Consider the following 14,101-nt stretch of genomic DNA (forward strand, 5'->3'; position numbering starts at 1 on the left):
TCAATAAAATTAATCAAAGTATACCGTTTTATGCATCGTGGAACACTATTTAACGCTTAGTGAATACTCAGTTAGTTAAATTGTCCTTCTCGAATTTGCTGATCCAACTGCATCAACCTTTCTGGAGTACCCACATCCACCCACATTTCTGCCATTTTTGCAGCAGAAATTCTGTGGTTGTGCATAGCATCTTTAAGCAAAGGTGCTAAAGGACGCTTGCCCCACTCTAGACCTTGAAATAAACGAGGATGAATCACCGCAATACCACTATAAGTCAGATTTTCGCCCTCTTTTTCTTGCTCAAAAGTATAAGCACGACCATCTAATAGTGTGAAATCACCTTGAGGATGTTGTAGCGGATTTGGTACAAGTACCAAGTGTGCTAGATCTTCTTGTAAATCAAGCTCAAGTAACTGAGCAAAATCAAACTGAGTCCACACATCCCCATTGACGAGAATAAATGGTTCTTCACCCAACAACGGCAAAGCATTGATGATTCCACCAGCTGTTTCCAAACCCTCATCTTCACGCGTCCAGCGAATGTTCACACCAAACTGAGAACCATCGCCTAAAGCACCGATCAATTTGTCTGCCAGCCATGCCGAATTAATAATAATTTCACTAACACCAATAGACTTTAATTTTTCAATATGCCATACAATTAAAGGCTTTCCACCCACTTCCAACAGTGGCTTTGGTTTATAAAGCGTCAAGGGACGCATACGGTTACCCAGACCCGCTGCTAAAATCATGGCTTTCATGCAGCTACTACCTCATAGTGACCATACTTGGCTTCAAATGCATGAAGCACTTTATCTTCAACCCATTGAATAAATGGAGTGAGTTCAGCGTAAGGCTTCGACTCTTCGAGTAAATACCACATGACACGAGGCAGGTCTTTTAAATAGCCCGACTTTCCATCACGTTCAAACAATCGCACAAAAATACCTAAAATCTTCAAATGACGTTGAATCGCCATGAAGTCAGCATCTTGAATAAAGCGCTCTAAATCACGATCAATTTTTGAATCATCTGGTAATAATTCATAGAAAGTTTTAAACCATTGTTTTACGCGTGCTGGAGGCCATTGCACGTATGCATCACGTGTAATTGAAATCAAGTCGTAGGTATCCGCACCGATTACCGCATCTTGAAAATCAATTACGCCTTGTTCTTGTTCATCATTCAACAACATGAGATTACGACTGTGAAAGTCTCGATGAACAATCACTTGTGGTTGAGCTAAAGCCGCATTTGCCAATATCGCAAAAGTACGCTTAATCAAACCTTCTTCATCAGCATTTAATCGAATATTTAATGATGGAAGCAACCAATCTGTGAATAACTCCATTTCACTGATTAATTTTTCGTAACTATATTCTGGAAACTGATCCACACCATGAATAGACTGTAATTGAATGAGTTGTTTAAAACTCTGTAAATAATGCTGATCTACCGTGTCATTGTTTAAATGGTTCGCTAAAAGCTCATCCCCAAAATCTTCAAGAAGCAATAACCCTTGCTCTAAATCCTTTGCAACAATATGTGGAACACGAACACCATGACGATCAAAGAATTCATCAATCGTCACAAAAGGTACACAATCTTCTTTTTCTGGAGGTGCATCCATTAACATAAATGATTTATTATTCAAGGTGATTCGCGCATAGCGACGGAAACTGGCATCGCCTGCTAAATATTTTATTTCGAACTGCTCTGATTGAAGTACAGATTGCACCCACGTATGTATCAATTGTTCACGTTGTGTATTCATTTGCTATAAATTCTAGTACAGGCTGAATATTTAAAGTGCTAAGTGTAGCCACTAATCCGTTTTTTCTCTATGATGCGACAATAATTAATTGCAATTTGCATACTTGGTTAATGATATAAATGAAGCATCAGTTTACTTTCAGCCCTTTGGCGACTGCTATTTTAACCTTATTGTGTGGTAGCACAGTCTCAAGTTATGCCGACTCAAAAAACAGTACAACTGAGGTGGACAATCAAGCACTTCAAACTGCAATTAAAGAAAGCTACCCTGGTCAGCGCTTCTTTGATCAATATTATGTCAATAAAAATTCAGCCGAAGCGCAACAACGTAGCACATTCTCCCCAAGCTCGAAATTTTGTGCTCAAACTTGGTTGACACCAATCAGCCCTGATACTAAAGCAGTTGATCCTGAGCAAGCAACATCGATCATTACCGCTGATCGTGCATATTACAATCCAAATGGTGATTCAGAATTAGAAGGCAATGTCATCATCGATCAGCAAGGTCGCATGGTTCGTGCGGATAAAATTAAAATTGACAATACTCAAACTCATGCCAAAGCTTCTGGCAATGTACAGTTGGCACAAGCGGGTTTATTGGCTCAAAGTGATCAAATTGACTACAATTTAAAAACCCAAACGGGACGCCTCAATAACAGCTTTTATATTTCAGAAGCGACACATGGGCATGGTCGTGCAGAAAATATTGAGCGTACCTCACCCAATATTTTACTCCTTCAGAATGCAACTTATAGCACGTGTCCACCTGAGCAAAGCCCAACATGGAAGATTCAAGCCAATTCGATTGAGTTAAATCAAGACACTGGGCGTGGCGTGACCAAAGGCACTAAACTATATATTAAAAACACACCAGTGCTGGCTGTGCCATATTTCAATTTCCCTATTGATGATCGTCGTACCACTGGCTTATTAAACCCAGGTTTTGGCTATACCAACGATGGTGGTTTAGAACTTGAAGCGCCAATTTATCTCAATTTAGCACCCAATTATGATGCGACTATAACCCCACGTTTCATTGGCGGTCGTGGATTGATGGCTGAGGGTGAGTTCAGATATCTGACTGAACAATATGGTGGCGGTCGTATTTGGGGTGGTTATTTAGCACAAGATCGTAAATATGATGATGAAGATCGTAAAGATTTACACCTCGTGCACAATTGGAAAATCAATGACCAATGGACGACCAATTTAGAATACAACTATGTTTCTGATAAAGACTTCTTTGCCGATCTAGACAGCAATCCGAATACAAGAACAGAGTTAAATCAACGCCGCGCTTGGGATCTTAATTACGCGAATGGAATTCCAGGGTTACGCGCGCAACTCAAAGTTGAAGACTTCCAGACGCTAGACCCTGATGTTGATGATGTTGATCGCCCCTATGCACGACTACCGCAATTGCTCGTCAATTATATCACTGGTAATCCGCAAGGACTGGAATATGAATTTAATAACGATACAGCATATTTCCAAAAAGATATTAATGACTTAAATGCTTCAGACAACTCAAATGTGGACACCATTTATCAACCAAGTGGTACACGTCTTTATAATGAGTTTTCTGCTCGATATAACTTCCGCAATCAGTGGTCATTCTTTATACCACAAGCATCAGTTCGCTCTATAAATACTTTCTTTGATCAAAATACGATTGATCGTATCACTGAAGAACAAAGAAAAAACACCAAAGATAATGCAGTTATAGTTCCAGAGTTTACTTTAGATGCTGGTCTTATCTTTGAAAAAGATGGAAAATTCTTACAAACCATCACACCACGTGCATTCTATGCTTATGCACCACACAGAAATCAAAACAGTTCACCGAACTTTGACTCAACCGCAGCGTCCCTGAATTACGATCAACTCTTTAATCCACGTCGCTTTTATGGCCACGACCGCCTAGAAGATAATAACTTCTTATCACTCGGAGTAAGTTACAGCCTCTTTGATACAATCGGATTAGAACGTTTACGTGCCAGCATCGGACAAAGTTACTATTTTGAAGACCGTAAGGTGACTTTGAATAATAGTCAAAATGACCCATTTAATACTGAGCGTCAAACTGGTCCTGTGATCAGCATTGCCAGCCAGCTTTCTCAGAACTTTACTGTGAATGCAAACTCAATGTGGATGTCTAACGGAGATAATGCTCAACGTGATCTACAAGTGTATTACACAGGTGATCAAGGTAACCTATACAACTTTGGTTATTTTAATCGTAAGCGACTTGAAGATCGTCAAGACCACTATGACCAAGTTACAGCATCCTTTATACAACCTGTGAAAGGTAATTGGAATTTGATGGGTCATATGCAATATGATCTAGACAACAGTGTTGCACGCGAGTACCTTTTAGGTATTAATTATGAGTCGTGCTGCTGGGGTGTTTCGGTCTATGGTCGCTCTTATTACAATGACTTAGATGATGTTAATGCACCAGACACCAAACAAAAACGTGCTGTAATGGCAGAGTTTACACTTAAAGGACTTGGTGGCTTAAACAGTAAGTTAAACTCTTTACTGGAAAATCGAATCTTGGGTTTCGATAAAGTTAAACAAAATTGGACGAATTAATGAAGATGCAAAATTTAAAACAACTCTTTAAAGCTTCAGCGTTAGCACTTGTTATTTCTGCATCAGTGTCAAGTTATGCAAACCCATCAGATCAAATCGTTGCTATTGTTGGCAAAAGCGCCATTTTAAAAAGTGACATTGCACAAGGTGTCGCTGAGCTACAACATCAGCTTAAAGCTCAAAAACAGGATGTACCACCACTTCAGGTACTTGAAAATCAAGCTCTGAATAAACTTATCATCCAAAATGCGCAACTTGAACAAGTAAAACGCTATGGCATTCAAGTTGATGAAAAAACTTTAAATGATGCTGTACTTAATGTTGCTCGCCAGTCGAACAGTAATAGCCTAGAAGACTTCCAGCAAAAGCTTGACCGTATGGCTCCAGGCACTTATGAAAACCTACGTGCTAAAGTCGCTGATGATCTTGCTATTCAGCGCTTACGTCAACAACAAGTGATGTCACGCATCAAAATCAGCGACCAAGATGTTGAAAACTTCCTCAAATCACCGGAAGGTCAAGCTGCTGTGGGTACTCAAGCTCACGTGATTCACTTCAGAATTTCTGGTGAAGCCTCTCAACAAGAACTCACTCAAGTCGCGCAACAAGTTCAAGATGCACTTCAAGCTTCGAATGATGTAGATGCGATACAGAAACAATTTTCTACATCTACAATTAAAGTTGAAGGTGCAGATATGGGCTCGCGCTCAATCGCAGATATTCCAGAAGAACTTGCATCGAGTATCGCTTTAGTTTCACCAGGCAATACTACTGATTTAATTCAGGCTCGAGATGGCATCCACTTGTTGAAACTCTTAGAGCGCAAGTCAAATGAGAAAAAGACAATTGTGCCACAATACCAAACTCGCCATATTCTGATTAAGACTTCTGAAGTGGTGAGCCCTGAAAATGCCAAACACACTATTGACAGTATCTATAGCCGTGTAAAGGCAGGTGATGATTTTGCAGTTCTTGCTGCAACTTATTCTAATGATCCAGGCTCTGCACGTGATGGTGGTAGCTTAGGTTGGGTGTCACCAGGTATGATGGTGCCAGAGTTTGATCAAAAAATGCAGACTGCGAGAATTGGCGAAGTCAGTGAACCTTTTGAAACACAGTTTGGTTGGCATATTTTGCAAGTTACTGATGCACGTCAGCAAGACATGACTCAGGAACAGCAAAAACGCATAGCGCGCCAAATTCTTGGTGACCGTCAATTTGATGCAGAGTTAGATGGCTGGTTAAGAGAGCTTCGCGCAAGTACATACGTTGAAATTAAACAACCCAACCAAAACTAATTTTTGTTAATTAAGAGCCTCCACTATGGGGGCTTTAATTTTTTGGCTGTTCACATAAAAAAGGCACCTTCATCAGGTGCCTTTTTGATTACTCAAAAATTAACGATTGTTTTCGTCTTCTTGAGCATCATCAAATTTTGTTTCGCCATCAAAGTTTGGTGTAGAAGTCGCACCAAAGCCACCTTGACCACCGAAGCCACCTTGACCACCGAAGCCACCTTGACTGCCAAAACCTTGACCGCCACCGAAGCCACCTTGACCGCCAAAGCCACCTTGACCGCCAAAGCCACCTTGACCACCGAAGCCGCCTTGACCACCGAAGCCACCTTGACCACCGAAGCCACCTTGTTGACCACCGAAGCCGCCTTGAGCACCAGCAGGAGCGCCTGCAGGAGCACCAGCAGGACGTGGATTACGTGCAGGTACAACTGTTGAAATAGCGTGTTTGTAAACCATTTGGCTTACCGTGTTTTTTAATAATACAACGTATTGGTCAAATGATTCGATATGACCTTGTAATTTAATACCGTTGACTAAAAAGATTGAAACTGGAATACGTTCCTTACGGAGAGAGTTTAAGAACGGATCTTGTAAAGTTTGACCTTTAGACATGTTATACTCCAAAAAATAAAATCAGCGCAAAAAAACTATCTTTATTTTTCAATTAAAATTTATAAAAAAGATAGTGAGTAAATTTTGCTTTATCCATATAAGTTTCGCAAGTCTTCTTGAGCTTGCTTTATCGTCAAAAAAGTTTGAAAACTGTGCGCTTCTTGCAAAGAACGTAACCAAGTGTATTGACGTTTAGCAAGTTGTCGTGTTGCAAACAAACACTTGTCTTCCATATCTTGCTTAGATTTGAGACTTCTATCACTATTTTTAAGAAAATCTAAAGCTTGGCGATATCCAACAGATCTCGCCGATGGCAAATTATCGTTTAAATCGTATTTTTCAATCAGATACTCCACCTCATTTAAAAAACCGATATCCCACATTATTTTTAGGCGCAGTTCAATTCTTTTGTGCAATTCTACACGATCAGGTAATAGCGCATAATTATGAAAATTGTAACGATATGGCTGTTTTTTAGGCTGTTCAGCTTGAAGCTCAGTGATAGGTCGACCTGTCAGACGATAGACCTCTAGCGCGCGTATAATGCGCTGACGATCACTCATTTTAAACTTCTCACCTGCCATAGGATCGACACGTTTTAACTCTTCGTAGACGCCCTCCCAACCCAATGCCATGGCTTCATTTTCAATTTGTTGACGTACCTTTTCATCAGCATTAGGGAGATTAGTTGCCAAGCCTTCCAACAGTGCTTTGTAGTACAACATCGTCCCACCCACCAAAATTGGGGTCTTACCGCGTGAATGTATTTCATCAATCAGCAGCGATGCATCTTCAACGAATTGAGCTGCCGAATAAACCTCGAGCGGTGTAATAATATCAATCAAGTGATGTGGATATCGTTCCTGCTCTTCTTTTGATGGCTTTGCCGAACCGATATCCATATCCTTATAGATTAACGCAGAATCCACTGAAACAATTTCAAAATTACCGCGCTCATATAGCTCGCATGCCAAAGCAGTTTTCCCACTCGCAGTCGGCCCCATTAAGTTGATGACTGGCATTTGATTTGACATGTACAATTACTCTCCTCGAGCAAATAATTTATCTAATTGACTAAGTGGAAAAGCTCTCCAAGTCGGTCGTCCATGATTACATTGACTTGCAAACTCAGTTTGTTCCATCTGCCTCAAAAGTGCATTCATTTCAGAAATACTTAACATTCGATGCGCACGCACTGCGCCATGACATGCCATCCCTGCCAAGATATGGTCTCTTTTTTGTTGTAAAGCACTGGCCTCATCATTGGGATCAAGATCATTCAAAAGTTCTGGGATTAATGCATTAAAATCAGCTTTGTGCAAAATAGCAGGCACACCTCTCACTATCACTTGCTCATCGCCATATTGATCAATTTCTAAACCAAGCCGCGCCAACTGAGGCTTAAGGTCTTCGATACGCGTGGCTTGCATACGTGTAATTGAAATCACTTTTGGAATAAGCAACTGCTGTGATGTCCAAAATTCAGGTTTATCCCAAGCAGATTTCATTTGCTGCAACAAGATTCGCTCATGCGCAGCATGCATATCCACAATGATCAAACCTTCAGAATTTTGCGCCAGAATATAAATTCCATGAAGTTGTGCAATTGCAATCCCCAAGGGGAACTCATCAACTCTAGACGATGTTGATTCCATCTCAGCATCATGAGGAACTTCAAAATTAGATGACGTATCTTTCAAAGGTGCCAAATAAGATTTGAGTGCATTACTGATATTAGAATTTGAATAAGGCTGGCTCGGCGCACTATATTGAACTGATTGAGGCTGTTTAACACTAAAATCTGTTAAATACCCCTCATGACTCGATTCCTGCAACGTCTGGGACATAGGGGGCGATGCTTGAGCATTTTGATGCAAATTAAATTGCTCTTGATAACGTGGTAGCTGAACTGATGGTGCGATGACATCTTGATCAAGCTTTAAAGCTTGGGCTAAATCCGCAGTCGCAGTCTGAAATTGCGACAATGTTTCTTTGGCAAAATGACGTACAAATTCGTGTACTTCACGTTGATTCAAAAAACGAATTTCATGCTTAGTCGGATGCACATTCACATCAATAAATTCAGGATCAACTTCTAAGAACAACAAATAAGCTGCATGTTGATGCCCATGTAAGATGCCATCATAGGCCATTCGCAAAGCATGAGAGATTGTTTTATCTTTTACGATACGACCATTGACGTACACATACTGCAAATCACTTTGTGCTCGAGCATCAGAAGGATGACCTAACCATCCTGATAAGCGCATATTGACACTATCAGCATCGATCCAATACGCATTTTCCGTAAATTGTCGGCCTAAAAGCTGCTGTACACGTTGAAATCTGAGTTGACCACTGTCTGCGACAGGCAAATTTAAACGGATAGTACCATTATGTTCCAGCACAATCCGAATATCGAAATGCGTTAAGGCTAAGCGCCGTACGATTTCTTCAATGTGACCAAATTCCGTATTTGGCTTTTTTAAAAACTTTCGTCTTGCTGGCACATTAAAAAATAAATCTTGTACACGTATGTGTGTGCCTTGCTGAGTAGCAACAGCTTGAATCTCTTGATGATCAAAGGCCGTGCCGTTTACTTCGACCTGATAACCAATTCCTGAATCATCACGACTACTGGTCAAGGTCAAGCGCGAAACAGCAGCAATGGAAGCCAAGGCTTCTCCGCGAAAACCTAAGCTCACAATTGCATGTAAATCTTCAGCAGTTTGAATTTTACTGGTCGCATGACGCATGACCGCAAGCGGAAGATCCTCAGGATGAATTCCTTTGCCATTATCGATAATCTCAATCAGCGTACTACCGCCTTGTTCGACTCGAATGATTAATTCAGTCGCACCTGCATCAATGGAGTTTTCTAGAAGTTCCTTCACCACTGATGCAGGACGTTCAATTACCTCTCCCGCAGCAATTTGGTTTGCTAATGCAGGAGATAAGGTTTGAATTCGATTCAAGCTAAGATCATGCGCCATAGAATTATTTAAAACTGTGTCTTTAATTTTGCTAGTAAAGCTTCATCATTTGAAGAAATCGTGACATGACGTACTGATTCATCATCAGATTTCTCAATATTCAAGATAACATCTGCATTTGGAATTTCGTCACCACCTTTAGAGGGCCATTCAAACAAGAATAGCGCATCAGCAATATCCAGATAATCACGAATACCCATCAACTCAAGTTCATAAGGATCATTCAAACGGTACAAATCAAAATGAAAGACATCCTGCTGATTGATTTTATAGGGTTCAACCAGTGTATAAGTCGGGCTTTTAACCGCACCACGATGACCTAAATTTTGTAGCCAATAACGCGTCAGGGTGGTTTTACCCGCACCCAAATCTCCAATGAGGTATATGACACCCTTTTCAATACACTGCCCTAAACATGCAGCTAATTTTTGAGTATCTGCTTCATCATTTAAGTTGAGTTGAAAAGAATATTGCATCTGGATCACATTAGACATCTGTTGAAGAGGTATAATAGCATGCTCCTGAACAGTGCCTATCTAGACTTGTTCAAAAACTCATTCATCTGATCATTTTTTTATTCTGTTGTCTTGTTATGCCAAAATCAAATTCAGAAAGTGCCCCAAGTTTTACGCCACCGATGATCAATGGTGTAACAGCCAGCAAAGTATTTCTTCCAAATCTACAAATCTCCCCAATTACGATTTATGATTTTCTCATTCAAGCCTTTTCTCATATAGACGCACTGGAGTGGCAACAACGTTTTCAAGATGGTCTTATTTATAATGCAGATGGCAACAAACTTTCCATCAACTCGGCGTATCAACCTAATTCTCATATTTTTTATTATCGTTTTTTAGCAAACGAAATTCATGTTCCGTTTAAGGAAAAAATTTTATACGAAAACGATGATCTGCTCGTGGTGGATAAACCTCATTTTTTAACCATGAGTCCGACAGGTCAATATGTTCAAGAAACCTTATTGGTGAGATTAAAGCAGTTCACTGATAATCCTCATCTCACACCGATTCATCGTTTAGACCGCGAAACAGCAGGTGTTGTTTTATTTTCAAAAAAAGTCGAAAGTCGCGGAGTCTATCAACAACTTTTTGCAGATCGAAAGGTATCCAAAACATATCAAGCCATCGCACCTTACTCAAAAGATTTAGTCTTTCCACAAACAGTAGAATTGCGCATGGAAAAGGGAAATCCATTTTATATAATGAAAGTATGTGAAGGCGTCACCAATTCTGTCACTGAAATTGACCTGATAGAACACAATTCACAGTGGGGACGATATATTTTGAAACCACTGACCGGTAAGCAACATCAACTCCGCGTTCACCTCAATGCGCTCAACATTCCAATCAAAAATGATCCTTTTTATCCGCTAATCGCGCATAAAGCTGAGGATGATTTCAGTGCTCCGTTGCAATTACTTGCTGATGAGCTTCAATTTATTGATCCGATATTAAATATTGAAATGCACTTTAAAAGCACGCAAACACTGACATTGTAGATTCATTGTAATGACAAATTTATATAATTTTCACGTTCAGACATTGAAATTACATTTACTTAGATTAAAATAAGCACTTAAATTTAGAGTCGTTTGGTTTTAATTCATGAGAAAAACAGAAGTTTATCAAGTCCGACTTGACTCACAAGAAAAAAAACAAGCCTTTGCAGTTTTTAAGCAATTGGGGATTACACCAGCGCAAGCAGTGCGTTTATTTTTCAAACAAGTTGTACTGACAAAGTCCATTCCTTTTGCAATCGAAAATCAAACGATCAACATGGATCAATTGTTGAAACTCAAAAAGCTTAAGCAAGAACAACAAGAATCCAATACTACAACTTCGAGTTTAGATGACGACGATTTTTTTGCAGAATTGAATGCACTTTTGGGTGAAAGCGATAAAGATTAATTTTTGACATAAGTTAACTTTGTCGTATTTCTAAACAATTTAATTTACAGCGCCCTGCGCAAATATGTTTAGCTCTTCATCATAACAAGATTAAAAATAATGATCTGAGGAGAGCTCAACAGTGATAGTACGGAAAGCCACAACAGAAGATCTCAATCAACTCGCTGTACTTTTTGATGAATACCGACAGTTTTATGGTGCATCATCCAATATTCAACAATCCTATGATTTTCTAAAACAGCGATTCGAAAACCAACAAAGTGTTATTTTTATTCACATCAAAAATGATGTAATCACTGGGTTCGTGATTCTTTATCTAGGTTTTTCGTCCCATGCTTGTTCAAGCTACTACATTTTAGATGATGTATATGTCACTCCAATTTATAGAAGACAAGGTTCAGCCAAACAACTCATTGACACTGCAATTTTGTTTGCACAATCCGAAAAAGCCAGTCGAATTTCATTAGAGACACAACGAAGTAACTTTCAATCTCACCAACTTTACGAAAAGATGGGCTTCGTCAAAGACAATGAATTCCAAACCTATCATTGCTTTCTATCTTAAGGCATTACATAACATATCGTCTTGAGAATAGAGTCTTTAGCATTGATGATTTAAATCTTAAGGAGTTGAGCATCAGGACTTTGATTTTTTGCGGCGCGTATTTGCTGTTCAGTGAGATAGCAATATTCACCTTCAGCAAGCTGATCTAATTTTAATTGTCCAATTTGCAGTCGATGCAATGATTCAACACGATTTCCCACAGCAGCAACCATTCGCTTTACTTGATGATAAACGCCTTGATGCACTGTAAATTGTAGGTGTTGTTCGCTTATGAGTTGAATGTCTGTTGCTTGAAACAATCCTGTTTCATTGCGAAGCTCTACACCTTGACCCAATTGAATGATTTGCTGCTCAGTGACTGGATCTGCTGTATGCATTTGATAAACTTTAGGAACATGTTTTTTAGGATGTGTCAGCGCTTGCAGAAATTGTCCATCATCTGTAAGTAACAATATACCAGTCGTGTCTTGATCTAAACGTCCGACTGTTTGCACTCCCCTTTGCAACAATATGTCATCGATCAATTCAAATACACTGAAGTGATGCGTCGCTTGATGCGAGCATTCATAACCTACAGGTTTATTGAGTGCTATATAAACTTTTTCACGATAAGTATATTCCTCGTTATACACGTGGAAACTAAGTTCCTGAAGCTTCAGTTTATATTTCGGGTCCGTGATCACATTACCATCAATGACCACTGCACCAGATTTAATTAATTGTTGACAATATTTTCGTGATCCAAAGCCTTGAGACTGTAACATTTTTTCCAGAACCATGAATCACTTCCATTAATTACAATATTCGTTGAAATTTAAAGTATGTCATCTGAATGCAGACTTTAAATCAGTTAAACTATTATAACTTTCAAGTACTGTCCTGATAAGCACTGGATCTTCTTTATGTCTCAATTAGACCTCAATTTAATCGTTCTAATCATTTTATTGGCATGTGGAATATTCAGTCAAAATACAGCTGTCACAATTGCAGTCGCAGTACTTATTGTTTTTCGTATCACCCCTTTAAACGAGTATTTTCCATTGCTTCAACAGCATGGTTTAAATATCGGCATTATTATCCTCACTATTGGCGTACTTACGCCAATTGCCAGTGGCACCATTCCGGGTAAAGATATCCTCAAATCATTCTTGAGCTTAAACTCAATTTTAGCCATTGGAATCGGGTTACTGGTGGCATGGTTAGGTGGTCGAGGCGTAACGCTTATGGCGAATCAGCCAAATATTGTCGCTGGACTGCTCATTGGTACTGTAGCAGGTGTGGCTATTTTACGTGGTGTCCCCGTTGGACCTTTAATTGCAGCAGGAATACTTTCCATTATTATTGGCACTTCTTGAAACAGGTTGCTTTAACGACTGAACAGTCATTTCACAAACGCAACAGTCATCATTTGTTGGTTTGATTTTTTAGAACTGCGGTAAAGTATTTTGATTACGGATACTTGCACAGTTTAAATTATGCAAAAAATTAAAATTATTCGTCAGGATCAATACGAACTTGCTGCTACCTTTTTTCCTGCCGAGCATTCAAAGCGTCTTCCTGTCTTGGTGTGCCCTGCCACTGGAATTACTCAAAAGTTTTATCATCGATTTTGCGAATGGCTTAACCATCAAGGCTATGCCGTAATGGTGTTTGATTTTAGTGGTATTGGTGCTTCTCTTTATGGCCCATTGAAGCAATCCAAAGCAAGTATTGTGCAATGGGGACAGTTAGATATTCCCGCTGCGATTGATCAACTCTTACAACTCACCCATGCCAAGCAAGTCATTCTTGTCGGTCACAGCGCTGGCGGACAACTGATTGGGATTACCCCTAACCATGATAAAGTTGCAAAAGTCGTTGCAATTGCAGGTTCGACTGGGCATGTAAAAGGGCTCAAAGGTCGTACGAAACTACTTGCCCCTGTGATGTTTAAAGGTATTTTTCCTCTCGCACGTATGACGCTCGGTTACGGCCCTACCCAAGCCATTGGTATGGGGGAAAATCTACCGAAAGATGTTGCACGTGACTGGGCTCAATTTTGTAGTCAACCAGGCTATGTTATTAATGCGATTGGCAAAACGGTTGCCCTAGACCAAGACTATCACCAAGAGATACGAATTCCTGTCACTGCTATTTGGGCAAGTGATGATGAGATTGCAACCGAAGCAAATGTTCAGGATTTACTTCGTTTATATCCTAATGCGCCTACTGAAGCGATCGAACTCAAACCCAAAGAGCTTGGCCATAAAGCGATTGGACACATGATGATGTTCAAACAGTCGCATCAAAATATTTGGCCGATGATTGAATCTCAACTGCATATATAAATCTCCATAAGTA

General features: G+C 39.8%; 14 protein-coding genes. 7 read left to right on the plus strand and 7 right to left on the minus strand.

Annotated elements, in window-relative coordinates; genetic code table 11:
* Positions 1 to 71: 71 nt before the first annotated feature.
* The gene (murU, locus tag AC1M9K_RS02015) at positions 72 to 761 is read right to left on the minus strand and encodes an N-acetylmuramate alpha-1-phosphate uridylyltransferase MurU (RefSeq protein ID WP_481588357.1); all 690 of its coding nucleotides are present in this window, start codon (positions 759 to 761) and stop codon (positions 72 to 74) included.
* Positions 758 to 1,774 (minus strand): aminoglycoside phosphotransferase family protein, encoded by a 1,017-nt coding sequence (locus AC1M9K_RS02020; RefSeq protein WP_481588358.1) that lies wholly within the window; start codon positions 1,772 to 1,774, stop codon positions 758 to 760. Before AC1M9K_RS02020 ends, murU begins: the two co-directional genes overlap by 4 nt.
* A gap of 119 nt (positions 1,775 to 1,893) precedes the next feature.
* Between AC1M9K_RS02020 and AC1M9K_RS02025 the strand changes: the two genes are divergently transcribed.
* Together AC1M9K_RS02025 and AC1M9K_RS02030 are read left to right on the plus strand one after the other, a co-directional pair.
* The gene (locus AC1M9K_RS02025; protein WP_481588359.1) at positions 1,894 to 4,368 is read left to right on the plus strand and encodes an LPS-assembly protein LptD; all 2,475 of its coding nucleotides are present in this window, start codon (positions 1,894 to 1,896) and stop codon (positions 4,366 to 4,368) included.
* Positions 4,368 to 5,666 (plus strand): peptidylprolyl isomerase, encoded by a 1,299-nt coding sequence (locus AC1M9K_RS02030; RefSeq protein WP_481588360.1) that lies wholly within the window; start codon positions 4,368 to 4,370, stop codon positions 5,664 to 5,666. Before AC1M9K_RS02025 ends, AC1M9K_RS02030 begins: the two co-directional genes overlap by 1 nt.
* A gap of 99 nt (positions 5,667 to 5,765) precedes the next feature.
* Here the strand turns inward: AC1M9K_RS02030 and hfq are convergent, their stop codons facing one another.
* From hfq to tsaE, 4 genes are all read right to left on the minus strand, one after another.
* Entirely contained in the window at positions 5,766 to 6,278 is a 513-nt protein-coding gene (gene hfq, locus AC1M9K_RS02035; protein ID WP_481588361.1) for an RNA chaperone Hfq, read from the minus strand.
* 89 nt (positions 6,279 to 6,367) lie between these two features.
* Entirely contained in the window at positions 6,368 to 7,312 is a 945-nt protein-coding gene (gene miaA, locus AC1M9K_RS02040; RefSeq protein WP_481588362.1) for a tRNA (adenosine(37)-N6)-dimethylallyltransferase MiaA, read from the minus strand.
* Positions 7,313 to 7,318: 6 nt separating this feature from the next.
* Positions 7,319 to 9,271, minus strand: coding sequence for a DNA mismatch repair endonuclease MutL (gene mutL / locus AC1M9K_RS02045; RefSeq protein WP_481588363.1), 1,953 nt, complete (start codon positions 9,269 to 9,271; stop codon positions 7,319 to 7,321).
* An 8-nt stretch (positions 9,272 to 9,279) separates the two neighbouring features.
* Entirely contained in the window at positions 9,280 to 9,747 is a 468-nt protein-coding gene (gene tsaE / locus AC1M9K_RS02050; protein WP_179998232.1) for a tRNA (adenosine(37)-N6)-threonylcarbamoyltransferase complex ATPase subunit type 1 TsaE, read from the minus strand.
* 116 nt (positions 9,748 to 9,863) lie between these two features.
* Here tsaE and AC1M9K_RS02055 point away from each other — a divergent pair, with 116 nt between their 5' ends.
* From AC1M9K_RS02055 to AC1M9K_RS02065, 3 genes are all read left to right on the plus strand, one after another.
* Positions 9,864 to 10,787: an RluA family pseudouridine synthase gene (locus tag AC1M9K_RS02055; RefSeq protein WP_481588364.1), complete on the plus strand. Its 924-nt coding sequence runs from the start codon at positions 9,864 to 9,866 to the stop codon at positions 10,785 to 10,787.
* Positions 10,788 to 10,893: 106 nt separating this feature from the next.
* Positions 10,894 to 11,196 (plus strand): type II toxin-antitoxin system RelB/DinJ family antitoxin, encoded by a 303-nt coding sequence (locus AC1M9K_RS02060; protein ID WP_180027665.1) that lies wholly within the window; start codon positions 10,894 to 10,896, stop codon positions 11,194 to 11,196.
* A 121-nt stretch (positions 11,197 to 11,317) separates the two neighbouring features.
* On the plus strand, positions 11,318 to 11,761 hold the full coding sequence (locus AC1M9K_RS02065) for a GNAT family N-acetyltransferase (protein WP_035264628.1): 444 nt from the start codon (positions 11,318 to 11,320) through the stop codon (positions 11,759 to 11,761).
* Between the two features lie 50 nt (positions 11,762 to 11,811).
* Here AC1M9K_RS02065 and AC1M9K_RS02070 read toward each other — a convergent pair whose 3' ends face one another.
* Complete coding sequence (locus AC1M9K_RS02070) at positions 11,812 to 12,540, minus strand: pseudouridine synthase (protein ID WP_481588365.1); 729 nt, start codon at positions 12,538 to 12,540, stop codon at positions 11,812 to 11,814.
* Between the two features lie 123 nt (positions 12,541 to 12,663).
* Between AC1M9K_RS02070 and AC1M9K_RS02075 the strand changes: the two genes are divergently transcribed.
* Both AC1M9K_RS02075 and AC1M9K_RS02080 read left to right on the plus strand, forming a co-directional pair.
* Complete coding sequence (locus AC1M9K_RS02075; RefSeq protein ID WP_092766204.1) at positions 12,664 to 13,116, plus strand: DUF441 domain-containing protein; 453 nt, start codon at positions 12,664 to 12,666, stop codon at positions 13,114 to 13,116.
* Positions 13,117 to 13,236: 120 nt separating this feature from the next.
* A complete protein-coding gene (locus tag AC1M9K_RS02080; protein ID WP_481588366.1) occupies positions 13,237 to 14,088 on the plus strand; it encodes an alpha/beta hydrolase family protein in 852 nt (283 codons plus the stop codon).
* Positions 14,089 to 14,101 lie beyond the last annotated feature (13 nt).

This window comes from Acinetobacter sp. 24-47-67, assembly GCF_056779735.1.

What these genes read in the sequence shown, in the direction of transcription:
- AC1M9K_RS02070 (WP_481588365.1), bottom strand. Translation starts at nt 12,540, where the DNA reads ATGGTTCTGGAAAAAATGTTACAGTCTCAAGGCTTTGGATCACGAAAA.
- AC1M9K_RS02030 (WP_481588360.1), top strand. Translation starts at nt 4,368, where the DNA reads ATGAAGATGCAAAATTTAAAACAACTCTTTAAAGCTTCAGCGTTAGCA.
- AC1M9K_RS02055 (WP_481588364.1), top strand. Translation starts at nt 9,864, where the DNA reads ATGCCAAAATCAAATTCAGAAAGTGCCCCAAGTTTTACGCCACCGATG.
- AC1M9K_RS02080 (WP_481588366.1), top strand. Translation starts at nt 13,237, where the DNA reads ATGCAAAAAATTAAAATTATTCGTCAGGATCAATACGAACTTGCTGCT.
- hfq (WP_481588361.1), bottom strand. Translation starts at nt 6,278, where the DNA reads ATGTCTAAAGGTCAAACTTTACAAGATCCGTTCTTAAACTCTCTCCGT.
- miaA (WP_481588362.1), bottom strand. Translation starts at nt 7,312, where the DNA reads ATGTCAAATCAAATGCCAGTCATCAACTTAATGGGGCCGACTGCGAGT.
- murU (WP_481588357.1), bottom strand. Translation starts at nt 761, where the DNA reads ATGAAAGCCATGATTTTAGCAGCGGGTCTGGGTAACCGTATGCGTCCC.
- AC1M9K_RS02075 (WP_092766204.1), top strand. Translation starts at nt 12,664, where the DNA reads ATGTCTCAATTAGACCTCAATTTAATCGTTCTAATCATTTTATTGGCA.
- tsaE (WP_179998232.1), bottom strand. Translation starts at nt 9,747, where the DNA reads ATGCAATATTCTTTTCAACTCAACTTAAATGATGAAGCAGATACTCAA.
- AC1M9K_RS02020 (WP_481588358.1), bottom strand. Translation starts at nt 1,774, where the DNA reads ATGAATACACAACGTGAACAATTGATACATACGTGGGTGCAATCTGTA.
- mutL (WP_481588363.1), bottom strand. Translation starts at nt 9,271, where the DNA reads ATGGCGCATGATCTTAGCTTGAATCGAATTCAAACCTTATCTCCTGCA.
- AC1M9K_RS02060 (WP_180027665.1), top strand. Translation starts at nt 10,894, where the DNA reads ATGAGAAAAACAGAAGTTTATCAAGTCCGACTTGACTCACAAGAAAAA.
- AC1M9K_RS02025 (WP_481588359.1), top strand. Translation starts at nt 1,894, where the DNA reads ATGAAGCATCAGTTTACTTTCAGCCCTTTGGCGACTGCTATTTTAACC.